Below are 25,911 nucleotides of genomic sequence, written 5' to 3'. Positions count from 1 at the left end.
GATAATAATATTCATTTTTTCAAAAGAAAGTTACTTCGTGAGTATTTTTTAATGCTTTTAAAGATGTTTTCTCGACAGAATTATGTAATTTTGCAACACAAAACTTTATAAGATGGATAAAAAGCGCATTATTTTCATCATGAACCCTATTTCAGGAACTATCAGCAAGGCTGGCATCCCTGAAATTATCAAACATACTCTCGATCACGATAAGTTCGACTATGAAATAAAATATACAGAACGCGCTGGTCACGCTACTGAGATTGCTCAAGATGCAATGAGGAATAATATTGACATCGTAGTTGCTGTAGGTGGAGACGGTACCGTGAACGAGGTTGCCAAAGCTATTGTACATTCAAACACGGCTTTGGGCATTATCCCTTGTGGTTCTGGTAATGGGCTCGCACGCCATCTGATGCTCCCTATCAACATCAAGAAAAGCATTCAGATTATTAACGAATGCGAAATTCACGATTTGGATTTCGGAGTAATCAATAATTTTCCATTCTTCTGTACTTGCGGCATGGGATTTGATGCTTTCGTCAGCATGAAATTTGCGGAATCCGGAAAACGTGGTCCTATTACCTATGTCGAAAACGTTCTAAGGGAAGGTTTAAAATACAAACCTGAGACTTACACCATTGAAGATGAAACCGGTACAAAAAGATACGAGGCTTTCTTGATCAGTATCGCTAACGCTTCGCAATATGGCAATAATGCATATATTGCACCACAAGCTTCGATGAGTGACGGGGTGATGGATGTGATTATCATGGAGCCTTTCGACGTATTGGAAGCACCACAGGTGAGTTTCGATATGTTCAACAAGACCCTAAATAAGAATTCCAGAATTAAGACTTTCACTTGTAAAGAATTACATATTCATCGCAGCAAACCGGGTGTTATTCATTACGATGGAGACCCTGTAATGACTGGTAAGGACATTGATGTAAAATTGCATGAGAAAGGCATTAAAATTATCGTGAATCCTCACGCAAACAAGAACAAACGACAGCCTAACGTGGTACAGACTGCCTTCACTGAATTCTTCAACCAGATACATGGTATCAGATGTGACCTCAAGAAAGATATTAACAAATCTGGAAAAAGAATAGAGGTTTTAAGTCGTGCTATTCAGCGCAAACTGAACCTATAAAAGAGAATTTCATTTTACTCAAAATCGAAGATTTACAGATAGAAATCTCGCGTAAGGGCATCAAACCAGAGCGACCGATTTCCATCGGAATCGGTCATTACTTTTATCTCTTCAGCAACATGTTCAAATGGTTGTCGACGAAAACTAAGTAAATACCGTTTAGGTGATTTCCTCTCTACAGTCTTTACAGCTACTCGATGTGACAAATAAAAGTCAAAGCGACAAGCATTTATCAATATTTGTTCAAGAGCATCAGTAGGTATAATTACCGAAAATACGCCATATTCAGAGAGCAATCTATCTACCCCACGAAACAAATCCTCGAATGACAGACTATCCGTATGCCGAGCAAGTGTACGACGAACATCTGGATTCTTCAAAGAATTGACAAAATACGGAGGATTGGAAACTATCGCATCAAAAGGTTCTTCTACAAAGAATTGTTGCAGACTCGACTTCACGACATCTACCCTATCAGAGAAAGAAGAATTATTAACATTTTCAATAGCCTGCGAACACGATTCTTCGTCGATATCAATTCCAACGACATGAGATGTCGGGAAACGCTGAGCCATCATCAGAGCTATAAGCGAAGTTCCTGTACCCACATCAAGAATACGCTGCCCGCCAGGAGCCCAAGCGCCCAACAGCACACCATCTGTACCCACCTTCATTGCACAACGATCTTGAGAAATCGAAAATTGGCGAAAAGAAAAAAAGCTATTACTCATATACCTAATAAACGACAAAAAACAATGAATATTATAAAATAATTAAAGATACATGCGATAATCAAAATAAATTTGCGTATCTTTGCACCCTAAATAAAATTTTGAATTTATTCAATGAATAAGCAAAACGGTTTTGAAATGATTGCCGATTTTAACGACGATCCAAATATTCTCATGAACAAATACGAAGCTGGAGACTACCCTATCCTGTGTACTCGAACACTAATGGCATTCCCTAGTGTGGTAATACCTATCATGATTGGTCGCAAGGCAAGTATTAGAGTTATCAGACACCTAGAGAAAAAATACGATGACGTATTTTGCATTTTCGCGCAAAAAGATGAATCTGTAGACAATCCTACTGCAGATGATTTATATCCTGTAGGTGTGTTTGCCAAACTGATAAGAGTGGTAGACATGGACGGAAGTGGTAATAATCTAACAGCTATCGTCCAGGCTGAGGGTAAATGTCGCTTAGACCAAATCACTAAGAAGAAACCTTTCTACAGAGGAAATGTTACCCCTTTGGAGGAGAAACTTCTCGAGGACGTGGACAGCGAAGAAACGAAATTGCTTATCAAAACTGCAAAAGATGCTGCCGAAAGATACATTAGAGCAAGTTCTGAATTGCCAAATGAGATCATGATGGCAATCAACAACATCAAAAACCCTACGATGATGATAAACTTTATCTGCGCGAACTTCCCATTCCCAGATAAAGACAAATACGACTTCCTTTGCAAAGAGTCTGTGACAAGTCGTACCTATCAACTATTACAGGTATTTGATAGAGAACAACAATACAACCTCATCAAGATGCGTATCAACGAGAAAACGCATCAGGATCTTGATAAGCAGCAGAAGGACTACTTCTTGCAGCAACAGATGAAGAACATTAAGGAAGAGTTAGGAGGTTTCGAAGGTAATCCAGACCGAAAGGAACTATTGAAACTCGCCAGTGAAAAGAAATGGAACAATGATATCCAGAATCTATTCGATCGAGAATTAGCCAAATTGGATAATTTGAATCCTCAAAACCCTGAATATAATGTACAATTCACTTATCTGCAGACATTGGTGAATTTGCCTTGGGGTATATATACTGACGATGACCTTGACTTAAAACGTGCTAAACGAATTCTTGACAAAGACCACTACGGCATGGAAAAGGTAAAGGAGCGTATCTTGGAATATATGGCTGTACTATCATTGAAAGGTGATATGAAGAGTCCGATACTCTGTCTGTATGGCCCTCCTGGAGTTGGTAAGACTTCACTCGGAAAGAGTATTGCCGCTGCTATGAAACGTAAATATGTGCGCGTGAGTCTCGGCGGTCTGCATGATGAATCAGAGATCCGCGGTCATCGACGTACATATATCGGTGCGATGCCGGGACGAATCATCAAAAACATCCAGAAGGTTGGAAGTAGTAACCCTGTATTCATTCTTGACGAGATCGACAAGGTGACACAGAACACCGTAAACGGTGATCCTGCATCAGCTTTGCTTGAGGTACTTGACCCTGAGCAGAACACGACCTTCCACGATAATTATCTCGATGCTGATTATGACTTATCAAAGGTTCTCTTCATCGCGACGGCAAATGATCTGAGCACAATTCCTACCCCATTACTTGACCGTATGGAAATTATTGAGGTATCTGGATATATCACAGAGGAAAAGGTGGAGATTGCCAAACGACATCTTGTCCCTAAGGAATTAGAGAATACTGGTCTTAACGGAAATGACCCAAAAGTAAAGTTCAGTAAGGGTGCTTTGGAGAAAATCGTGGAAAGTTATACCAGAGAAAGTGGTGTACGTTCTCTCGACAAACAAATCAGCAAGGCTTTACGCAAACTTGCTTATAAGAAGGCTCTAAATGACGAACTGACAGATACCGACATAACACCAAAGATGATAGAGGACTTACTCGGTAAGCCTCCATACTATCGTGACATCTATCAAGGTAATGATTATGCCGGTGTTGTAACAGGATTGGCATGGACAAGTGTTGGTGGAGAGATCTTATTCATCGAAACTTCTTTGAATATGGCTAAAGGTGGCCATCTAACACTTACAGGAAACTTGGGTGATGTGATGAAGGAAAGTGCCATGATTGCTTTGCAATACGTAAAAGCACATGCAGAAAATCTGGGCATAGACTATCGCATATTCGAGAACTACAATATTCATATCCATGTCCCAGAAGGTGCCACTCCTAAAGACGGTCCATCAGCAGGTATTACTATCGCAACATCTATTGCGTCTGCCCTCACACAACGCAAGGTTCGCAAGAATACTGCTATGACAGGCGAAATCACACTTCGCGGAAAGGTTCTTCCTGTCGGTGGTATCAAAGAAAAAATTCTAGCTGCAAAACGTGCCGGAATCACAGACATCATGCTCTGCGAGGAAAATAGAAAGGATATAGAAGAGATTCCTGAGAAATATTTGAAGGGAGTTACCTTCCATTACGTGAAGAATGTGAAGGATGTCTGGAACTTTGCCTTGACAGACGAACTGGTAGACAATCCCGTTAAATATACTATTCCTGAAGAAAAAAACGAGAAAAAAGAATAATGAAATTCGAATTACAACATACAGACAATGCTAGCGATGCCCGCACAGGTATCATCACAACAGACCACGGACAGATAAAGACTCCGATCTTTATGCCTGTGGGCACTTGCGGAAGTGTAAAGGGTGTACATTTCAGAGAGTTACGAGAACAGGTTAAAGCTCAGATTATTCTCGGAAACACTTATCATCTGTATCTCCGCCCAGGACTCGACACTCTGAAAGCAGCAGGCGGTCTGCATGGTTTCAACGGATGGGAACGTCCTATCCTCACGGACTCTGGTGGTTTTCAGGTATTTTCTTTAACTGGTATCAGAAAACTAAAGGAAGAAGGATGCGAATTCCGTTCACATATCGATGGAAGTAAACATTTCTTTACTCCTGAGAATGTAATGGATACAGAGAGAATCATCGGTGCTGACATCATGATGGCCTTTGATGAATGTCCTCCTGGACAGAGTGACTATCAATATGCTAAGAAGAGTCTGGGCATGACGCAGCGCTGGCTCGACAGATGTATCAAGAGATTCAACGAAACAGAACCTCTTTACGGATACAAACAGAGTTTATTCCCTATCGTACAGGGATGTACATACAAAGACCTGAGAAGAGAAGCTGCCAAATTCATCGCAGACAAAGGTGCTGACGGAAATGCTATTGGCGGATTGGCTGTGGGTGAGCCTACTGAGGTAATGTATGAGATGATAGAGGTTGTAAACGAGATTCTCCCTAAAGACAAACCTCGATATTTAATGGGTGTAGGTACTCCTCAGAATATTCTAGAAGCAATAGAACGAGGTGTTGATATGTTCGACTGCGTAATGCCTACACGTAACGGACGTAATGCGATGCTCTTCACCTATAATGGTACGATGAACATGCGCAATAAAAAATGGGAAAAGGACTTCTCGCCTATCGACCCAGATGGATGCGAAACCGACTTGGTTTATACAAAGGCTTATCTGCATCACCTCTTTAAAGCACAGGAACTTTTGGCTATGCAGATTGCAAGTATCCATAACCTAGCATTCTATCTTCGTCTTGTAACTGATGCCCGTCAACATATTGAACAAGGCGATTTCGTAACATGGAAAAATTCCATTATCGACCAATTAGGCAAAAGAATATAATGCAATTAAAAAGTTTTCATAACATCAAGAAGTATCATAAGCTCTACCGCATTGGCAGAACATGGCAACGCCGTGCCCAGAAACAAAAGGTATGGAGACACGAGCATCTGGCTTGGTTATATAAGATGTGTAGTTGGATTGCTCATAAACTGAGATTCCTCCGTGTCTTAAAATATCTGAATATCTTTAGATATATCCACAGACTTGACTGGTACATTATCAAGAAGTTTATCGGAACATATTTCTTTTCGATAATGCTCATCATCTCGATATCTATCGTCTTTGATGTGAATGAAAATCTAGCGAAGTTTACACAATATCATGCCCCTCTAAAGGCAATTGTGTTTGACTATTATCTTAATTTCATCCCTTATTTCGCCAATCTATTCTCTGCATTATTCGTATTCATCGCGGTAATATTCTTTACCTCGAAACTTGCTGGTAATTCTGAAATTATCGCTATGCTGGCCGCAGGTAATTCGTTTAAGCGGCTGATGCGCCCATACATGATTTCATGTGGTTTCATTGCAATCCTGTCGTATGTTCTAGCAGCCTATGTCATTCCACATGGTACTGTTGTAAAGCAAAACTTTGAGTCACTTTACAAGAACAACAAGAAAAATACTGCAGCAGAAAATGTAATGCTACAAGTAGAAAAAGGTGTGATAGCCTATATTCAGCATTACGACAATAACACCAAAACCGGTTATGGGTTTTCTCTCGATAAATTCGAGAACAAGAAATTGGTCAGCCATATGACTGCTATGCAAGTACAATACGATACTATATCGGATAGCAAATATCATTGGAAAGCACAAAATTGGAAAATCAGACAGCTCCGAGGCTTGAAAGAAGTAGTAACAAGTGGTGCCGTAAAAGATACAATGATTACAATGGAACCAACAGATCTTGTTTACTCAAAAGGACAACAAGAAACTTTTACGTCCCCTGAACTGAAAGAGTATATCTCAAAACAAATCAATCGTGGTTCAAGCAACGTTGTAAGATATCAAGTAGAATATCACAAACGAATTGCTTCCTCCTTTGCTGCATTTATCCTGACTATTATCGGAGCATCATTGTCTTCGCGTAAAAGAAAAGGAGGCATGGGACTCTACCTGGGACTTGGTCTCGCCCTGAGTTTCATCTACATCATGCTACAGACCATATCGGCGACTTTCGCCATCAATGCAGGTGCTCCACCGATGTTGGCCGCATGGACACCTAATTTATTATATGCAATCATTGCCTATTTCTGTTATAGACAGGCACCAAATTAATAAGAAATGAGATTTGAAGATTTAGAATTAAACGACAATGTACTCGATGCACTATATGATATGCATTTTGAGGAGTGCACCCCTGTCCAGGAGAAATGTATTCCTGAGATCTTGAAGGGTAACGATGTGCTTGGTGTAGCACAAACCGGAACTGGAAAAACTGCAGCATATCTGCTCCCAATACTTAGTAAACTTGATGATGGCAACTATCCTGAAGGTGCTATCAACTGCGTAATCATGAGCCCTACCCGTGAACTCGCCCAACAAATCGACCAAGCCATGCAAGGTTTTGGCTACTATTTGGACGGTGTGAGCAGCGTAGCTGTTTATGGAGGCAATGACGGAAACAGATATGACCAAGAGGTAAAGAGTCTAAGACTGGGAGCTGATGTTGTGATAGCAACTCCAGGACGACTAATCAGTCATATTAGTATGGGCAATGTAGATATGAGTAAGGTTAGTTTCTTTGTACTTGATGAAGCAGACCGTATGCTAGACATGGGATTTGCTGATGACATCATAAAGATTGCAAAGAAATTGCCTAAGACTTGCCATACCATCATGTTCTCGGCCACTATGCCTAAGAAGATAGAGGAATTGGCAAAATCCCTGCTCAAGGATCCTGTTGAAATTAAATTGGCAGTCAGCAAACCTGCAGAGAAGATAAAACAGAGCGCATACGTATGCTACGAGACTCAGAAGATGGGTATCATCAAAGATATTTTCAAAGCAGGTGACCTAAAGCGTGTAATTATCTTCTGTGGAAGTAAGATGAAGGTAAAACAGGTAACAGGTGCTCTTCAGCGCATGAAGATAAACTGCGGAGAAATGCATAGTGACCTCGACCAAGTACAACGCGACGAAGTAATGTTTAAATTCAAGAGCGGACAATACGATGTTCTCGTCGCTACAGACATTGTTTCACGAGGTATTGACATCGATGATATTACGATGGTCATTAATTATGACGTTCCTCATGATGCAGAAGATTATGTTCACCGCATTGGTCGTACAGCAAGAGCTGAGCGCGATGGCGTAGCTATCACTTTCGTTAACGAAGAAGACATGTTCTATTTCCAGCAGATAGAAGAATTCTTAGAAAAAGGCGTTGAAAAGAACGCATTACCAGATGGACTCGGCGAAGGTCCTGAATATGCAAAACTAAAGCGCCCTGTACACAACAAAAAGAGCGCAAAGGACCGTCGACGTCAGGATCGTGACCATAACTCACACAAAGATAAGAAACAAGCCAACCGTCGCAAGCGCAACGACCAGAATAACGAACGCCAACCTAAGCCAAACAATGGTCAAAAGCGAAACGGTGAACAGCATAAACAAAATAACGCGCTGCGAACAGAGAATAGTGAACAGAAAAACAGTCGCCGCAATAACAACCGTAAGCCAAACAGCAATGAACAGAAGTCTCGTTACAACAAAAACCGTAACACCCAGCAGACTAATGGTGACAATGCTCGCGCACATAAGAAACATCGCGGAAATGTTGAAGGCAACTACAAGAAGAGACAAAATCAACAAACACGAAATGATAATCGTAAGCTATCAGCAGCTCCACAAAAGAAAGAAAGTGGAATCAAGAAGTTTATTAAAAAGATATTCGGTTTCAAGAAATAAAAAACAAATCCCCTTCTGCCCTATTGGGCGGAAGGGGATTTTCTTATATATAAGGTATAAAAAGAAAACAATCATCAGAATAAGTGACTAAAAGATAAAAGAAATAACAGAATCTAACTTATTTCTATTTTTTAATTACTTTTTCTTACTTTTTGTTTGTATTTCAAATAAAAACATTTATATTTGCAATCGAAAAGAGAGATAAGAGGGTAAAACTTATACTCACTCATATTATTATAAGAAGCAATATACAGTTTACCCTATTCATAGAAACTATTAAACCAACCAATAAAAAAAATTATGAAAGCAACAGAAGTTGTAGAAAAACTAAAGACAAGATTTCCAGGCGAACCTGAATATATTCAGGCCGTAAGTCAGGTGCTCGGCACTATTGAGGACGAATACAACAAGCATCCTGAGTTTGAAAAAGCTAATCTTATTGAGCGCCTTTGCATTCCAGATCGCGTGATTGAATTCCGTGTATCATGGGTCGATGACAAAGGTAATGTTCAAACCAACATGGGTTATCGCATACAGCACAACAATGCTATTGGGCCTTACAAAGGTGGTATCCGCTATCACAAATCAGTAAACCTTTCAATCTTGAAGTTCCTTGCTTTCGAGCAGACTTTCAAAAACTCTTTGACAACACTTCCTATGGGTGGTGCGAAAGGTGGTTCAGATTTCTCACCACGCGGAAAGAGCGATGCAGAGGTTATGCGTTTCTGCCAGGCTTTCATGAGCGAACTCTATCGCCACATTGGTCCAGACGAGGATGTTCCTGCAGGTGATATCGGTGTAGGTGGCCGCGAGGTAGGTTACATGTTCGGTATGTACAAGAAACTTACACATCAGTTCCAAGGAATCCTTACTGGTAAGGGACAGGAGTTCGGTGGTTCACTCATCCGTCCTGAGGCTACAGGTTATGGTAATGTATACTTCTTGGAGAACATGCTGAAAACACGTGGCGATAATCTAAAGGGCAAGACCGTTCTTGTATCAGGTGCAGGAAATGTAGCTCAGTACACCATTGAGAAATTACTCCAACTTGGTGCTAAGCCATTGACATGTTCAGATTCAGATGGATATATCTACGATCCAGATGGTATCGACGAGAAAAAACTCGCATACATCATGGAATTAAAGAATGTAGAGCGTGGCCGTATTAAGGAATATGCAGAAGAATATCCTAATGCCGTATACCATGAGGGTGAAAAGCCTTGGTTCGAGAAGGCTGATATCGCTACTCCATGTGCAACTCAGAATGAAATTAATGAAGAAGCAGCCAAAGCACTTGTTGCGAATGGTGTAATTGCAGTTTCTGAGGGTGCCAACATGCCAACTGTTCCTGCAGCTATCAAAGTCTTCCAGGATGCAAAGATCCTCTATTGCCCAGGTAAGGCATCAAATGCTGGTGGTGTAGCAGTTTCCGGTCTTGAGATGACTCAAAATTCAGAGCGCTTGAAGTGGAGCCGCGAGCAAGTTGACGAAAAACTTCATGCTATCATGAACGATATTCACGAAAACTGTGTGAAATATGGTACACAGCCTGACGGTTACATCAACTATGTGAAGGGTGCTAACGTAGCAGGCTTCCTGAAGGTTGCAAAAGCAATGATGGCACAAGGAATCGTATAAAAGGCATTAACTATCTCATATACAAAGGGTTGCCACATTATGAGACAACCCTTTATTATTTTAACCACAAAGAAAAATAAAAAAACATTGAAAAAAGTACGAGAAATATTTGGTAGTATAAATAAAATTGCTTACCTTTGCACTCGCAATTAAGAAAAATGCTACTCTGGTGCGTTAGTTCAGTTGGTTAGAATGCCTGCCTGTCACGCAGGAGGTCACGAGTCCGAGTCTCGTACGCACCGCCACAAAGTTCAAGATTGCACAACTGGTGCGTTAGTTCAGTTGGTTAGAATGCCTGCCTGTCACGCAGGAGGTCACGAGTCCGAGTCTCGTACGCACCGCAAAGCCTTCAAGATTTTTCTTGAAGGCTTTTTGTTTTCTATAAGTAATGAATCTACTTTCCCAGTATAAAGAAGAAGGTTCGTATTCCCTATTCTACACTTTCCACATTAACTTTCCCCTATGATTATCCCTCTATCGTATAATCGTCGTATTTGATAGAAATCGTACGCGAATGATCAGAATCTTTAAGAACTCTCAGCATATCACCATAGCCCATGATAGATGCATCAAATTCAAGAGGACGCACACTTCTTTTCGGTAAAGAAACTCTAAAGCCCAAACTCTTTCGAATATACGTATTAACCATTTGGCACAGAACGAAGAAAGCCTTCACACTAATGATTGCCCTTACCGGTAATACGAACATGAAACGTAAAGACGGATAATGCTTACGCAAAAATATAAGCATAGCCTCATAGAATACATGCACATAGCGAAAACTGGATTTCTGAGTACTCTCTCCCTTATAATGAAGAATCAACGCCGGAAGATAATAATTCTGCCATCCACCCTTCAATAAACGATAAGACAAATCGATATCCTCGCCATACATGAAGAAGTCTTCATCAAGCAATCCCACTTGATCTAAGGCGCATTTCCTTAACATACAAAAAGCACCGCTCACAATCTCTATCTTTGCCGGTTTATCCCAGGAAATTCCAGACATATAATAGTGGGCGAAACGAGGATGATGAGGATATTTGCTGCACAGACCTATCATCTTATAAAAAGAGGTCATCGGTGAAGGAACTCCCCTCCTCGACTCGGGCGCATCTGTACCATCTGTATGCAACATCCTTACCCCCAAAGCTCCAGCATCAGGATGTAAGGCAAGAAAATCAAGACATTCACGAATCGTAGTATCTCCCACGATAGTATCAGGATTCAACAACAGCACATATTCGCCCTTACACTCTTTGATAGCCATATTGTTAGCACACGCAAATCCCAAGTTATGTTGATTTGCAATAACCTTTACCCATGGGAAATGCCCGCGTATCCACTCAACGCTATCATCACGCGAGTGATTATCGACAACAATAACTTCCGCATCCACCCCTTGCAAAGAACATTGCAACGATCGCAGACACTGATCTAAATAGACCCTAACGTTATAATTTACGATAACAACACTGAGTTTCATCTCTCTTCGTCAGTAGTCTCAGCAACACAACGCCCCATCGTTGGAACGATGAAGAAAAGACATAGAAACAAAATTATTGCCATATATCCAAATCCTGCGCTCAACGTGAGATAATAGAACAAGATATTGAGAACCATAGGTAAGCACAACATATGAATACGAATCCCTGCCCATTTTGCCAAAGCCCTTTCCGGCTGGCTGATCAAGGATTCATGAATCTTCTTAAACTTAAAAAGACGTAAAGCTACAGGGATAACACATATTGTAATCAACTGCATCAATATCTGAACAAGGAAACATCCAGAATCTGTCAGACCATTATCAAGAAAATTATCCGGAACCCAATCCATCTCAAAAAACACTACGAGTAAGATTCCAAAGAGAATATAGACCAGAAAACTGATCATCAACATACATTGTACCTGTTTCATCATATATCAAATTTTATTTTCCAAAAGGTGTACGATTCAAGATAGAGCGACCTAACGTTACCTCATCAGTATATTCCAATTCATCTCCTACAGAGATTCCACGAGCAATTACACTCAACTTCACCTCATAATCAGCGAGTTTGCGAGAGATATAGAAATTTGTGGTGTCACCTTCCATCGTACTACTCAGCGCCAAGATTACTTCTTTCACTCCACCTTCACTCACTCTGTCCACAAGGGAACCTATTTGCAAGTCATTAGGACCAATACCATCCATTGGCGAGATTATTCCCCCTAACACATGATAAAGTCCATGATACTGTTGCGTATTTTCTATAGCCATAACATCCTGTATATTCTCCACGACACAGATCGTAGAAGTATCGCGCTTAGGATTTGAACATATCGGACACACATCCGTATCACTGATATTATGACACACACGACAATACTTCACCTCTTTTTTCATTCTAGAGATTGCCGTCACAAACTGATCAACATCCTCATCAGTCTGTCGCAAAGTATGCAAAACCAGACGAAGAGCTGTCTTTCTTCCGATACCCGGCAATTTAGCAAATTCGCTTACCGCCTTTTCCAATAACTGAGAAGGATAATGTTGTTCCATAGCGCAAAGATACGAAAAAAGGCGGACACTGTGAAATGTCCGCCTTAAATATTTTACATATTAGAATTATCTCATAACCTTACGATACCAAAGCACAAACCAAATCAGAGAAATTACAAAAACAACTGCTCCCAGCAGATAACCTAAAGTAAGATTCAGGCCCAAAGCCTTCGGACTTACAAAGAGGAACGAAGCACATACCGTAGTCATAAACAGCGCAGGGATCAGGGAGATAACATATTTCTTCTTCTGTTGCACCAGATAAACGGTTATCGTCCATAAAGTAAAGACACTCAACGTTTGATTAGCCCATCCAAAATACTGCCAGATGACATTAAATCCATCCTCATCAGAAATATTGAACCATAGAAATCCCAATGTTACCAGCATCAAGGGAACACAAACATACAGACGCTTAGGAATAGACTGTTGTTCTATATGCAAGAATTCTGCTATAATCAGTCGAGCACTACGCAATGCGGTATCACCACTTGTGATTGGTGCTGCCACAACACCAAGTAGAGCTAATATACCACCAATAGTTCCCAACCATCCATTGCTCACAATTGTCACCACTTGAGGAGCCGGGGTATTCAATGCTGCACCCAATTGTTCTGCCGCACCTCCATAAAAGAAATACATAGATATCGTGGCCCAGATCAAAGCCACAGCACCCTCAGTGATCATGGCACCATAGAACACTGGTCGACCATAGCTTTCGCTTTTAAGACAACGGGCCATCAAAGGACTCTGAGTAGCATGGAAACCACTGATAGCACCGCAGGCAATGGTAATAAACAAAGCTGGAAAGATTGCATCACCATTAGGATTCATATTTGCTAATCCATCTGTAAGCTCTGGAAGAGAAGGCCACTTTACCAGAAGATAAACACCCAAGGCTATCGCCATAAAGAGAAGCGAAAATGCAAACAACGGATAAATCTTACCTATAATCTTATCAATAGGCATCAATGTGGCAACAACATAATACACGAAGATTACGCCACACCATGCCAATGTCACTGTCATGGGATCCCAATGTACGAAATCCTCGGTCATACCACTCAGGATAATAGCCGGACTATACACAAACACGGCTCCTACCATGATCAATAACAGAATTGTAAAGATAAGCATGATCGTCTTGGTACGTCCCCCAAGATACTTACCGACCAATTCCGGAAGTCCTACTCCCCCATGGCGCACACTAAGCATACCACTCATAAAATCGTGCATTGCCCCGGCGAAGATACATCCGAAGACAATCCACAAATAAGCCGAAGGACCGAATTTAGCACCCATGATAGCACCAAAGATAGGACCGGTGCCCGCAATATTCAAAAACTGAATCATGAAAATCTTCCAAGAAGGAAGAACAACAAAATCTACGCCATCTGCCTTTGTTATAGCTGGCGTAGGACGATTGTCGGGACCAAAAATACGCTCAACAAACTTTCCATAAACAAAATAGCCCAAAACGAGAGCTATCATACTAACGACAAAAGTAATCATTTCTTCTTGTTTGTTTTAAATTGCTACGCAAAAGTACACAAATAATTTGAAAAACGAAAAATTATCACTATCTTTGTTGCCAAATTGAAAGATGATGAAAAGAATCTATACTTTTATGTTATTATTATGCGGGATTATCAGCACCTATGCGCAATCCCTGTACGAGAACAATCCTAAACGAGAAGTCAGAGCTGTTTGGCTCACTACAATAGGAGGTATTGACTGGCCTCATTCTTACGCACAATCAACCTACTCGATAGAGAAACAGAAGAACGAACTCAGACAGATTCTCGATCAACTACAAAAGGCTAACATCAATACCGTATTGTTGCAAACGCGCGTAAGAGGTACCATGATCTATCCATCCAACTACGAACCTTGGGATGGATGTTTATCCGGATTCCCGGGCAGAAGTCCTGGTTATGATGCATTACAATTTGCAATCGAAGAATGCCACAAGAGGGGTATGGAACTACATGCATGGGTGGTAACGATCCCTGTTGGAAAATGGGATGGCCTTGGATGCAGAACTCTTAGAAAGAAATTTGGCAATCTGATTGTAAAGATCGGTCTCGATGGATATATGAACCCACAAGACGCACGCACGGGAACATACCTCGCTAACATTTGTCGTGAGATTACTAGAAATTACGATATCGATGGCATACACCTCGATTATATTCGCTATCCGGAAACTTGGAGCATCAAGGTGAGCAGAGAGCGTGGACGGCAGTATATCACGGATATCGTTAAAAAGATTTCATATGCCGTGAAAACAGAAAAGCCATGGGTGAAGATGAGTTGTTCTCCTATAGGCAAATACTGCGACCTTACCAGATACTGGAGCCACGGATGGAATGCTTACGAGAAAGTATGCCAGGATGCACAGGCATGGCTACGTGACGGTCTTATGGACGAGCTATTCCCGATGATGTATTTCCGAGACAATCAATTCTTTCCTTTTGCGATAGATTGGAGTGAAAACAACTATGGCAAAATCATAGCTCCCGGATTGGGTATCTACTTCCTCGACCCACGCGAAGGACAATGGAAGATAGAGGATGTAACACGCCAAATGTACGAACTGCGTCGCATCCATCTCGGACATACATTTTTCCGCAATAAGTTCTTCGTCGATAACCATCAGGGTATCTATGATTTCACCCGAAACGATTTCGATCGCTACCCAGCCCTCGTCCCTGAGATGACTTGGGGCAAACGGGTGCCTACCGAAATCAGATACAACCTATATGCGAGTGATACCTATCCTGTAGATGCCACAGATGCACGAAATCTACTCGCTATCAGACAGACACGTGAAAGCATCAACCATATTATAAAAGGTGTAGACAAGAAGTATACACTGGTTACCACTATCGACAGATACAATCACGAGGAGATTCCAGAACAAGCCATCCATACTGCTGTTAGTACTACAGAACTTCTTAAATGTGACGGGCGCACACTTCAAGTTGAAGAAAAGCCAAGCACATTAGATGCCAAGTTTATTCTGATAGAAACTCTACAGGGAACGCCAGTGAAGACCTACCCATATAATAAAGCAACTATCGATATCCGAAATATACGTGAAGGGATATACTATGCTAAATCACTGAACAGCAAAGGAATAACCCATAAATTGGGTATGTTTATCATCAAACGCTGATAGAGAAAAACAAAAAAAATCGCAAAAAAGTGCATAAAAAGTTTGGTAGTCTACTAAAAAGTTACTACCTTTGCACTCGCAATTCAGAAATGAGGCTTAAACCTCTACAAGATGTTGAGTATGCACCCTTAGCTCAGTTGGTAGAGCAACTGACTCTTAATCAGTGGGTCTAGGGTTCGAATCCCTAAGGGTGTACAAACATCAGACAATGAATTCGCCATGCACCCTTAGCTCAGTTGGTAGAGCAACTGACTCTTAATCAGTGGGTCTAGGGTTCGAATCCCTAAGGGTGTACAAAAGAAGTTCAAAACATTAAGTTTTGAACTTCTTTTTGTTTTACCCCTATACTTTCTCACAGAAAACATACAAAGGAAATCATCAGTTTGCTATCATCATTCTGATTTCAGAGGAAGAAGATGGAATCTTCATAAAGTTAAGGAAAAGACACTATTATACTTTTTTAATATAACGAACCTTTCATTGTTTAATTTTCAACCACAAAAAGATGCGCATAATTCAAGAATTCAGAATTAAGAACTAGTTGATTATGAATATAAAAATTATAAGCAAAGTACAATCAATTGATTATCAATAAGTTACATTTTTCGCATCTTATTTTACCTCAATATATACTGGAAATATCGACTTATTCAGTTAACTACATCAGGCTACATACCTATTCACGTAAACTTACACAGTTAACTGCGTAAGCTGATGAAGTTAACTGCATTCGGAAAAACAACCTTTTTGGGGACGTTTCCCTTGCTTTTCAAGACATCAGGCTTCCCATACGAAGCTAGATGGAATAAAAATTTGTCAATTTTCCTTTTAACAGTTCCATGGGAAAGTTTAAATAGTGTAAAATACGTTTCATGGATATGCCCTCACCAAAGATTGCTATTAGAATCTCTAATATCTGTTATCGAAACATCCACGAACCAACACTTCGGAGAATTAAAAAGAATACGTAACTTTGCCTCCGCAATTAGGAATTAGAATATTACAGACATGAATTTATTTTATAACCTCTTTAATGGTTTCCCAGAATTTTGGGGAGGCGGAGTAGCCCACTCGGTACTTATCGTATCACTGGTGATGGCAATAGGTCTTACATTGGGCAAAATTAAAGTAAAACATGTATCGTTAGGATTGGCATGGGTGCTGCTCGTGGGCATCATATTCGGTCATTTCGCCCTAACATTGGAACCTAATCTACTCCACTTTATCAAAGAGTTGGGACTTATCGTCTTCGTCTTTGCTATTGGCTTAGAGGTGGGTCCTGGTTTCTTCTCTTCTTTCCGACGCGGTGGTCTGGCCCTGAACAGTCTGATGGTGTTAGTGCTATTTTCAAGCATCGCTATCACACTGATCATCCATTACATATCGGGAATACCAATGACAACAATGGCAGGTATTTTCTCCGGTGCCGTAACAAACACACCAGCTTTGGGTGCAGCTCAGCAAGCTACAACGGATGTTTTTGGATATGATGCTCCAAAGATTGCTATGGGATATGCAGTGACCTATCCTATGGGTGTGATTGGTGTAATCTTGGCTTTTCTGATTCTAAGATATGCATTGCGCATCAACCTAAACAAGGAAGAACATACTGCACTGCGCGGTCTGGGAAGCACAGAGCGACTGACCGTAAGAAATATCACTATCGAGGTTAGCAACAACATGATAGACGGAAAGATGCTGGGTGACATCCGTCAGTTCGTAAAACGCGAATTCGTGATTACACGCATCGTTTTTGATGGCGAAGAGGATGAATGTCACATCGTTTCCGGTAAGACTATTCTGCACCGTGGCGACAAACTTCTTGTAGTGGTAACACCAAAGGATGAAGATGCAGTAAAAGCACTTTTCGGTCACTCCATAGACTATGACTGGACTAAATTCGACAGTCAAATGAAGACACGTCGCATGATTGTCTCAGAAAGGAAACTGAACGGCAAGACCATTGCTGATTTAAATATCCGTACAAGATTTAATGCAAACATCACACGAATCACTCGCAATGGTGTTGACCATGTGGCCACTCCACAGTTTGTACTGCAGACGGCCGATATACTAACCGTGATAGGTAGTGAAAATGCGTTGACTCACACGGAAAGTGAGGTAACGACACGCAACCATCACGCTTCTTATTCTGATCTCGTTCCAATCTTCATAGGTATTTCCTTGGGCTGTATTCTTGCCCATATTCCATTCATAATCCCAGGACTCCCACAGCCTGTAAAATTCGGACTTGCTGGTGGTCCAATGATTATCGCTATATTAATGGGATATTTTGGTACAAAGAATCACTGGCTTAACACAGCCACGTTTAGTTCGGGAAATATGTTGCGTGAAATCGGCATCACCATGTTTCTGGCATGCGTCGGACTACAAGCTGGTAAAGATTTCGTTGCAACAGTGATCACAAGCGAAGGATTGCAGTGGGCTGGTTATGGCCTGATGATCACCATGATTCCAATCCTAATTGGTGGCATCGTTGGCCGCTACGTGATGCACCTCAACTTCTTCACATTGATGGGTGTGCTATCAGGTGGCAATACCAACCCTCCTGCTCTCGCTTACGCTAATGAGTTCACCTCGACAGATGCGCCTTCTATCGGCTACACGATGGTCTATCCACTAGCCATGATACTGCGCATCATCATTATCCAGGTGCTCATCATGGCAATAGCCTAAAACGTTTAGAAATCGAGGTTATATTTTTTTATAGCAGTAGATTCTCTTAAGATTCGGCAGAACTCCTCTGCCGAATTTTTTGTATATACGCCTTTCAGTCTATGAATACAACCTTCCATCAGATTGTGATCGATGTCAAGGGGCACAGAAGCGAGACCTTCTACATCATGGATGGCAGTATCAGAGAGTATTGAAACATATTGACTCTGCTTAAGAACATTGAGCAGAATACTAACGTCATTAAGTTCCATCCGCACATTGAGCTGTTGTTCCTCCTCACCCGCTATAGCTGCATCAAGCATCTCACGAGGTTGCATACCACGAGCTGGCATAGCGATATCAAATCGCTGCAAGTCGCTGAGAGTAACTTTGTCAAGTTGCATCAGGGGATGATCTGTACGGGCTATGACCGAGAGTGGCTCATGAAAGAGCACATCGCTCTGAATCTTAGGATAATTCTCAAGAGGTTTGAAGGCAAGCACAAAATCGAGCTCACGATGCTGAAGCATTGTCATAAGTTCACCCATCGTCTTATAGACAATATGAAGTATCACGTTAGGATGCTTATGACTAAACTCAAGCATAGTCTCGGTAATGATAGGACTAAAGGAATAAGTGACACCAATATAAAGACTGCCCGTGAGCAGGTTTTTAAGTCCATTCATCTGCTCGACACAATTATCTGCAGAAGATACTGTTTCTAGGGCGAAAGGTAATAACTGCTCGCCTTCATTGGTGAGCGACACATCATGACTATTACGCAGGAATAGCATCACGCCAAGTTCGTCTTCGAGTTGCTTAATCTGCTGTGAAAGTGTACTCTGGGTGACGAACATAGCTTTAGCAGCCTCCGAGAAATTGTGGAGCTCGGCGGCTTTGATAAAATAGCGTAATTGTCGTAATTCCATATCCTCTAATGCTCTATTCCTTCATTATCGGGTACAAAGTTAATGATTTCTGCGAATATTCTGCACTATCGGGATATTTTTCTTTACTTTATAGCTTTTTACGAAAATAAAAAAAGTTGCCGGAAATGTTTTCCGGCAACCTTCTCTTATTCTGCAAAACTTACTTCACGGTAGATTCTGAGAAGTAATAGTCACGAAGTTTCTTTTCTACGACACTTCCCGTAAGAGTGATATTCTGCTGAAGTCTGATGTCTTGTGAAGAAGCACCAACTTTCAGAGTAAATGTACCCGGTGCAATATTCCACTGGCGCTCACCAGTGTGGGTGTAATAACCAAACTGCTCGGTATACATCTTGACGCGTACCGTTTTGGTCTGTCCTGCCTTGAGCGACACACGGGCAAAGCCTTGAAGCTGGATAGGACGGATGTGCTGGCTATCTGTTGTAGGCGAAAGATACAACTGCGCAATCTCGTCAGCATCTCTATCACCGGTATTCTTCACCTCAAAACTGAGTGTTATACTCTTGTCGCTGGTCTTAGCTTCAGGAGTCACCTTTAGATTACTGTATTCGAATGTGGTATAGCTCAATCCATAACCGAAAGGCCATTCTACGCGAGGGTCTTTCTCTGCCGAATAGTTGTAACAGATTGGTTTATAGATTTCACGATTAGGATAGCTCACCGAAAGTTTAGCAGATGGCGACACATTACCGTATAGGATATCAGCAACAGCATGGCCACCTTCTTCTCCTGGATACCAAGCCTGAACAATAGCAGCACAACGGTTGGCTATCTTGGAGATGACCTGAGCACGACCGCCAAAGAGCACAAGTACTACAGGTTTGCCTGTGGCAAGGAGCTGCTCCACATACTGTTCCTGTTTACCAGGAAGGCGCAGACCTTCACGGTCTCGGTTTTCACCACAAAGCATCACATTTTCACCCATGGCAGCAATGATAACGTCGGCTTTCTTGGCCATTGCAAGAGCCTCAGCTTTATTAGCTTTCTCGCCAGAATCTACCTTACGGTGTAGAATCTTGTAATCCCAAGCACGTTCGTCACCACCCTGACTGAGTTTTGTTTCTATCTTCTCTGTCCAATCACAGCCACGGGAATATGAGATATTCATACCTTCAGGTTTCAAGTCCTTCATACCCTCGAGCAGTTTCACGATATGAGGATGTTCTAGGTCTTCTGTATTCATCTTCCAGAAGTAGGTCATCGAAGGGAAGGTGTAATCGCCACACATTGCCCACATACTGTTGGCATTAGGGCCTGTAACGAAAACATTCTTCTGATTACCGAGTGGCAAGACACCATTATTCTGCAGTAAGACAACAGACTGTTTGGCAATATCGTAGGCTGTCTGACGTTCTTCCTTGGAGTCAAGTTTGATATACTCTCGACCATAGAGATAAGGATGCTTATCAAATAAGCCCGAACGATATTTGTAACGGAGTACATCCTTGACTGCACGCTCGAAAGCGTCATGCTTGACAATACCTTTATCAAGTCCTTGCTGTAGGAATTTATAGTTATCTCCTGTAGGGAAATCTACATCATTACCTGCATTGATGGCTGCTGCAGCCTTGTCGAGTGGAGTCTTGAGATCTGGCAACTGGTCTATGGCCGTATAATCGCTGACCACCATACCATCAAAGCCCAGATAATTACGAAGGATATCGGTAAGGATTTTGCTGTTGGCTACACAATTGGTACCGGAAACGGCATGATAGCCAGGCATCAAGGCCTTACTTCCTGCCAAACGGATCATCGTCTCATGAGGTAACAGGATTTCTTCCATCAGTTCCTTTTCATCAGCGTCACCACCTCCACCATAGCCGAGATAGTGCTTAGAGCAGGCACCCACACCTTTTCTCAAATCTCCTTGCTGCAATCCTTTCACAAAAGCTGTACCCATCACGGCAGAAAGATAGCCATCCTCACCATAAGACTCCTCAAGACGGTTAAAACTCGGAGTACGACAAACATCGACCATCGGTGACAGCGAGAGTACACCGCCCATCTTGCGCATATCAACACTCGTTTGATGGGTCTTGACTTCTGCCAACTCAGGATTAAACGAGCAGGCTTGTCCTATCTGCTGAGGATAGATCGTGGCATCTTTGGCATTAACGCCAGAGAGCACTTCTTCATGGAAAAGCGCAGGAATACCATTAGGGGTATTATGGATTAACCAATCTTGTACGGCAGCAACACGATCACGAAGGGTGTTAGCATCAAGAGGTTTCTGACTGGCATACTGCGAGAAATGTCCAATACCATTAGGTATTAATTCATGACACTTAGTGGTATCAAGGCAACCGTTTTCGTCGAAAAGGTCATCCATATAGGCACTTCTCAACTGATTGATTCGTTCCTCCTGCGACATATTGTCGTAGAGCTTGTTTACTTGTTTGTTTATATCCATAGTGCTATTACTGCAACTTGACATAGCGACAGCTGCACACATTGTTAAGATTTGCTTCTTCATTTTCGTTAATAGATTTGTGCTTACAAAGGTAATTGATTATTTTCAATTAGAGTTGGTTTCTCAGGGAAATATTCTACTTATCACGAAAATAGGTAAAACTGAAATATGGTGAATTCAATTCCACAAAAGTGATAATTGAATCCACCATATTTTTATGATTTATATAAAACCTGATTTATCAAATATCAAGTTCTGGAGCCTTCTCTGCACCAGTTTCTGCCTCAAACTTAGCCATCTTGTCGAAACCAAACATGCCGGAAATAAGGACATTAGGCATACGACGGATAGATACATTATAATCCTGTACAGACTCATTATATTTCTGACGAGCCTCGTTGATACGATTCTCACAGCCTTCAAGTTGCACCTGCAAGTCTTTGAAATTCTCACTAGCCTTGAGGTCAGGATAACGTTCACTGATAGCCATCAACTTACCAAGGGCTGCACTCAACTGGCCCTGTGCCTCCTGAAACTGCTTAAGTTTTTCAGGAGTGATATCCCCGGCATTCAGATTAATTTGAGAGACTTTGCTACGAGCCTCGGCCACCTCCTTAAAGGTCTCACTCTCGTGCTTGGCATAAGCCTTCACGGTTTTTGCAAGGTTAGGCAACAAGTCGGCACGACGCTGATAAGTAGCCTGAACATTGGCCAAAGCAGTTGTAGCGCTTTCCTGTTTCGTAACCATGCCATTATAGGCACCTAACAACCACAATACGATAACTGCAACAACTGCAATCACAATCCATAATCCTTTGTTCTTCATATCATTTGGTTTTAAATAATTACCAACCGCCACCGGCTCCTCCGCCTCCGAAGCTGCCTCCTCCAAAACTTCCACCACCGAAGCTGTCGCCACTATTACCCATAGAGCCACCGCCACCAAAGATAAATGGTGGAATGAACATTCCACCCCCTCCGCCGCCATGGTTATCGTGACGACTGAAGATGAAAATAATCAATGGTAGAAAGATACAGAGTATAAGAATAATGTCGGAAAGACTAAATTCTTCATCAGGGTTATCTACCTGTTCAAACCCTGTATTACCGGTTTTAAGTTTATTATATATCGCCTTACTGGTCATATAGACGGCACGGTCGAGATTACCTTCTTTCATATTGGCAACTATACATTCGCGCCCAATATCCGCACAATCTACATCCGTAAGATGCTCTTCTACACCCTTGCCCGGAGCTATGAAATATTTACGATTGGATACGGCAATAACAATTACCAATCCGCTACGTTCTTTCTTACTACCCACTCCATAATGGTTTCCTAAATCCTGAGCCATACGAAAGGCATCGGCATTGACGACGCTGTCAACAACGACAAAGACCGTCTGTACACCCATCTCTCGTTCCATCTTCATCAGATAGAGATTAGCCGAATCCCGTGCCTCATAGGATAACAGATGGTCGGGATCTGAAACATACTGTGTGCGATCTTTAAGGTAAGGTATTGGCACATTATCTGCCGACCACTCACGGGCTTGCCCATTCCCTGAAAAGAGAACGGCAAACAAAAGAAGTAATATCGACAGTATTCTATTCATAATGCTACTCAAAAACTTCGTCTATTCCATCAGACGGGGATGAGTCTGACTTTAGACAAGGATTATACTCTGCAGGAATGTCAAACTTGGTGTCGTCATGATAAGGTAACATCGGATCTGCATATACCTTACGCATGAATATCGCCCATACTGGCAATGCCATCATCGCTCCCTGACCCATATGCATAGAATCAAAATGGATGTCACGGTCTTCTCCTCCTACCCAACAGCCACTAACAAGCTGTGGGGTGAAACCCATAAACCAACCATCTGAATTATTATTCGTGGTTCCTGTCTTGGCGCCTATCTGACCTTTGAAGTTATACATATAACGAAGACGACTGGCCGTACCTCCATCTACAACTCCCTGAAGGAGAACAAGCATCTTATTGGCACAATCGGCACTAATCACCTCGCTCATACGTGGCTGGAACTTGGCTATTGTATTGCCTTCATTGTCCTCTATGCGACTTACAAACAAAGGCGCGCAACGAATGCCATGATTAGCAAAGGCCGTATAGGCACTCACCATCTCTGCAACAGACACTTCACAAGGTCCCAAACAGAGAGACATAGAAGCATGGATGTCTGGATTATTGATACCATAATCACGAAGTTTCTGTAAGAATTGCTGCGGATTGAGCTTACTCATCAGATAGGCTGATATCCAGTTGTTAGACTGCGCTAATCCCCACTTCAAAGTGACCATTTGACCATAACGGGCATGACTGGCATTACGAGGTGTCCAAGGCACTCCTGCCACCATATAGGTTTGCTGACGGTTTGGAGCTAGGTCACATGGCGAGAATCCATTCTCCATAGCCAGTGAATACAGGAATGGTTTGATGGTAGAACCTACCTGACGGCGACCACTCATCACCATATCATACATGAAATGGTTGTAGTCTATACCTCCGACATATGCTTTCACTGCGCCAGTCTTTGGATCCATGCTCATAAAACCAGAACGCAAGAAGGTCTTGTAATATCGGATGGAATCCATTGGTGTCATCAAAGTATCTATATCACCATGATAAGTAAATATGGTCATATCCGTCTTGGTGTGGAATGCCTGTCGGATTTCTTCATCTGAGTAACCAGCTGCCTTCATATCGCGATAACGTTCACTCTGAACCATCGAACGATTCATGATGGCTTTAATATCTTTGGCGCTCAACTTATCTGAGAATGGTGACCATGGCTTTCCTGCCTTCTCTCGATTGAATGCTGGCTGCAGGGTCTTCGCCACATGCTGATAGACAGCTTCCTCTGCATACTGTTGCATACGGGAATCTATCGTCGTATATACCTTCAATCCGTCGGTATAGACATTATATGGTTGACCGTCACTCTTAAAATTCTTGTTGCACCAACCATACAAAGGGTCTGAGGCCCAAGCAATTGAATCTATCGTGTATTGATTCTTATTCCATGACGGATAATCGGCAAGATCTGGTTTCTTGGCCATCATATATTGACGAAGGAACTCACGGAAATACACGGCACTACCATCCTTATGGTCTGTACGGTGAAAATCCAATACAAGTTCTTGAGAACTATATTTCTCATACTCTGCATTACTCAAATAACCAGCCTTCAACATCTGTCCTAAAACAACATTACGACGTTGGCGACAACGATCCGGATAACGAATTGGATTGAAGAGTGAAGGATTCTTGCACAGTCCTATCAATGTTGCCGACTCTATAAGTGACAAATCTTTAGGCTCTTTATTAAAATAGGTGTTGGCTGCGGTCTTGATACCAACAGCATTATGCAGGAAATCAAAATAGTTAAGATAAAGCGCAAGTATCTCTTCTTTGGTATAAGTGCGCTCGAGTTTTACTGCTATCACCCACTCTATCGGCTTCTGCATCAAGCGTTCCAAAGTGGTCTGAACTTTGGCAGAATATAACTGCTTGGCAAGTTGTTGTGTAATAGTACTTCCACCACCGGCATGTGTCTGACCTAACAGTCCACGCTTGACAATAGCTCGTCCTAAAGCGCGGAAGTCGATACCAGAATGCTCATAGAAACGCTCATCCTCAGTAGCCACAAGAGCCTTAATAAGATAAGGTGACATCTTGGAATAAGGAATAACGATACGGTTTTCCTTATTCAGATTCCATGTACCCATTACCTTACCGTCAGAACTATACACCTGAGTGGCATATCGGTTAATAGGATTCTGCAAATCCTCTATATCCGGCATATATCCAATCCAACCATTCCAAATGGCTACAAAAGCCAACGCTATGGTAAGGATTCCTATACATAAGGCTCCCCAAAGGAAGTGTATGAAAGCTTTTCTCATATTAATTCTACTTCTTAAGGTGCAAAAATACAATATTTTTCTCAAAAGAGACTCATAAATCGAAAATTATGTGTAACTTTG

At 41.8% G+C, this 25,911-nt stretch carries 18 protein-coding genes and 4 tRNA genes; 12 read left to right on the top strand and 10 right to left on the bottom strand.

What is annotated here, in order from left to right; all coding sequences use genetic code 11:
* The first annotated feature begins 112 nt into the window (after positions 1-112).
* Positions 113-1,156, top strand: coding sequence for a diacylglycerol/lipid kinase family protein (locus K333_RS0110865; protein WP_024990072.1), 1,044 nt, complete (start codon positions 113-115; stop codon positions 1,154-1,156).
* A 32-nt stretch (positions 1,157-1,188) separates the two neighbouring features.
* Here the strand turns inward: K333_RS0110865 and K333_RS0110860 are convergent, their stop codons facing one another.
* Positions 1,189-1,887, bottom strand: coding sequence for a tRNA1(Val) (adenine(37)-N6)-methyltransferase (locus K333_RS0110860; protein WP_024990071.1), 699 nt, complete (start codon positions 1,885-1,887; stop codon positions 1,189-1,191).
* Between the two features lie 114 nt (positions 1,888-2,001).
* Between K333_RS0110860 and lon the strand changes: the two genes are divergently transcribed.
* From lon to K333_RS0110825, 7 genes are all read left to right on the top strand, one after another.
* Positions 2,002-4,467, top strand: a complete 2,466-nt coding sequence (lon, locus tag K333_RS0110855; RefSeq protein ID WP_024990070.1) for an endopeptidase La — start codon at positions 2,002-2,004, stop codon at positions 4,465-4,467.
* Positions 4,467-5,594, top strand: a complete 1,128-nt coding sequence (gene tgt / locus K333_RS0110850; protein ID WP_024990069.1) for a tRNA guanosine(34) transglycosylase Tgt — start codon at positions 4,467-4,469, stop codon at positions 5,592-5,594. Before lon ends, tgt begins: the two co-directional genes overlap by 1 nt.
* Complete coding sequence (locus K333_RS0110845) at positions 5,594-6,874, top strand: LptF/LptG family permease (RefSeq protein WP_024990068.1); 1,281 nt, start codon at positions 5,594-5,596, stop codon at positions 6,872-6,874. The genes tgt and K333_RS0110845 overlap by 1 nt, the downstream gene beginning before the upstream one ends.
* Before the next feature lie 6 nt (positions 6,875-6,880).
* A complete protein-coding gene (locus K333_RS0110840) occupies positions 6,881-8,506 on the top strand; it encodes a DEAD/DEAH box helicase (RefSeq protein ID WP_027452698.1) in 1,626 nt (541 codons plus the stop codon).
* Between the two features lie 300 nt (positions 8,507-8,806).
* Complete coding sequence (locus K333_RS0110835) at positions 8,807-10,144, top strand: NADP-specific glutamate dehydrogenase (protein WP_024990067.1); 1,338 nt, start codon at positions 8,807-8,809, stop codon at positions 10,142-10,144.
* 168 nt (positions 10,145-10,312) lie between these two features.
* A tRNA-Asp gene (locus tag K333_RS0110830) sits at positions 10,313-10,389 on the top strand.
* A 22-nt stretch (positions 10,390-10,411) separates the two neighbouring features.
* Positions 10,412-10,485, top strand: a tRNA-Asp gene (locus tag K333_RS0110825).
* Positions 10,486-10,610: 125 nt separating this feature from the next.
* Here the strand turns inward: K333_RS0110825 and K333_RS0110820 are convergent.
* The 4 genes from K333_RS0110820 to K333_RS0110805 form a co-directional block, all read right to left on the bottom strand.
* Positions 10,611-11,630: a glycosyltransferase family 2 protein gene (locus K333_RS0110820; protein ID WP_024990066.1), complete on the bottom strand. Its 1,020-nt coding sequence runs from the start codon at positions 11,628-11,630 to the stop codon at positions 10,611-10,613.
* Positions 11,627-12,064, bottom strand: coding sequence for a hypothetical protein (locus K333_RS0110815; protein WP_081657257.1), 438 nt, complete (start codon positions 12,062-12,064; stop codon positions 11,627-11,629). The genes K333_RS0110820 and K333_RS0110815 overlap by 4 nt, the downstream gene beginning before the upstream one ends.
* 10 nt (positions 12,065-12,074) lie before the next feature.
* Positions 12,075-12,686, bottom strand: a complete 612-nt coding sequence (gene recR, locus K333_RS0110810) for a recombination mediator RecR (protein ID WP_024990064.1) — start codon at positions 12,684-12,686, stop codon at positions 12,075-12,077.
* Between the two features lie 66 nt (positions 12,687-12,752).
* A complete protein-coding gene (locus K333_RS0110805; RefSeq protein ID WP_027452697.1) occupies positions 12,753-14,198 on the bottom strand; it encodes a carbon starvation CstA family protein in 1,446 nt (481 codons plus the stop codon).
* Positions 14,199-14,292: 94 nt separating this feature from the next.
* On the opposite strand from K333_RS0110805, the gene K333_RS0110800 reads away from it, so the two are divergent.
* The 4 genes from K333_RS0110800 to K333_RS0110785 all read left to right on the top strand — a co-directional run bounded on the left by K333_RS0110800 (position 14,293) and on the right by K333_RS0110785 (position 18,561).
* Complete coding sequence (locus K333_RS0110800; RefSeq protein ID WP_373277002.1) at positions 14,293-15,864, top strand: glycoside hydrolase family 10 protein; 1,572 nt, start codon at positions 14,293-14,295, stop codon at positions 15,862-15,864.
* Between the two features lie 122 nt (positions 15,865-15,986).
* A tRNA-Lys gene (locus tag K333_RS0110795) sits at positions 15,987-16,059 on the top strand.
* A gap of 26 nt (positions 16,060-16,085) precedes the next feature.
* A tRNA-Lys gene (locus K333_RS0110790) sits at positions 16,086-16,158 on the top strand.
* Between the two features lie 714 nt (positions 16,159-16,872).
* Complete coding sequence (locus tag K333_RS0110785) at positions 16,873-18,561, top strand: putative transporter (RefSeq protein ID WP_024990062.1); 1,689 nt, start codon at positions 16,873-16,875, stop codon at positions 18,559-18,561.
* 5 nt (positions 18,562-18,566) lie between these two features.
* Here K333_RS0110785 and K333_RS0110780 read toward each other — a convergent pair whose 3' ends face one another.
* The 5 genes from K333_RS0110780 to K333_RS0110760 form a co-directional block, all read right to left on the bottom strand.
* On the bottom strand, positions 18,567-19,469 hold the full coding sequence (locus K333_RS0110780) for a LysR family transcriptional regulator (protein WP_024990061.1): 903 nt from the start codon (positions 19,467-19,469) through the stop codon (positions 18,567-18,569).
* A 160-nt stretch (positions 19,470-19,629) separates the two neighbouring features.
* Positions 19,630-21,900 carry a glycoside hydrolase family 3 C-terminal domain-containing protein gene (locus K333_RS0110775; protein WP_238314406.1) on the bottom strand — a complete coding sequence of 757 codons (2,271 nt, stop codon included), beginning with the start codon at positions 21,898-21,900 and terminating at the stop codon, positions 19,630-19,632.
* A gap of 241 nt (positions 21,901-22,141) precedes the next feature.
* Positions 22,142-22,726, bottom strand: coding sequence for a LemA family protein (locus K333_RS0110770; RefSeq protein WP_024990059.1), 585 nt, complete (start codon positions 22,724-22,726; stop codon positions 22,142-22,144).
* Positions 22,727-22,745: 19 nt separating this feature from the next.
* On the bottom strand, positions 22,746-23,516 hold the full coding sequence (locus K333_RS0110765) for a TPM domain-containing protein (protein WP_024990058.1): 771 nt from the start codon (positions 23,514-23,516) through the stop codon (positions 22,746-22,748).
* Positions 23,517-23,520: 4 nt separating this feature from the next.
* Positions 23,521-25,830, bottom strand: coding sequence for a transglycosylase domain-containing protein (locus K333_RS0110760; RefSeq protein ID WP_027452696.1), 2,310 nt, complete (start codon positions 25,828-25,830; stop codon positions 23,521-23,523).
* Positions 25,831-25,911: the final 81 nt, after the last annotated feature.

The organism is Segatella albensis DSM 11370 = JCM 12258, from assembly GCF_000426565.1.
Classification (GTDB): domain Bacteria; phylum Bacteroidota; class Bacteroidia; order Bacteroidales; family Bacteroidaceae; genus Prevotella; species Prevotella albensis.
Note: the sequence above shows the minus strand (reverse complement) of the source record. Positions and strands in the feature narration are given on the sequence as shown.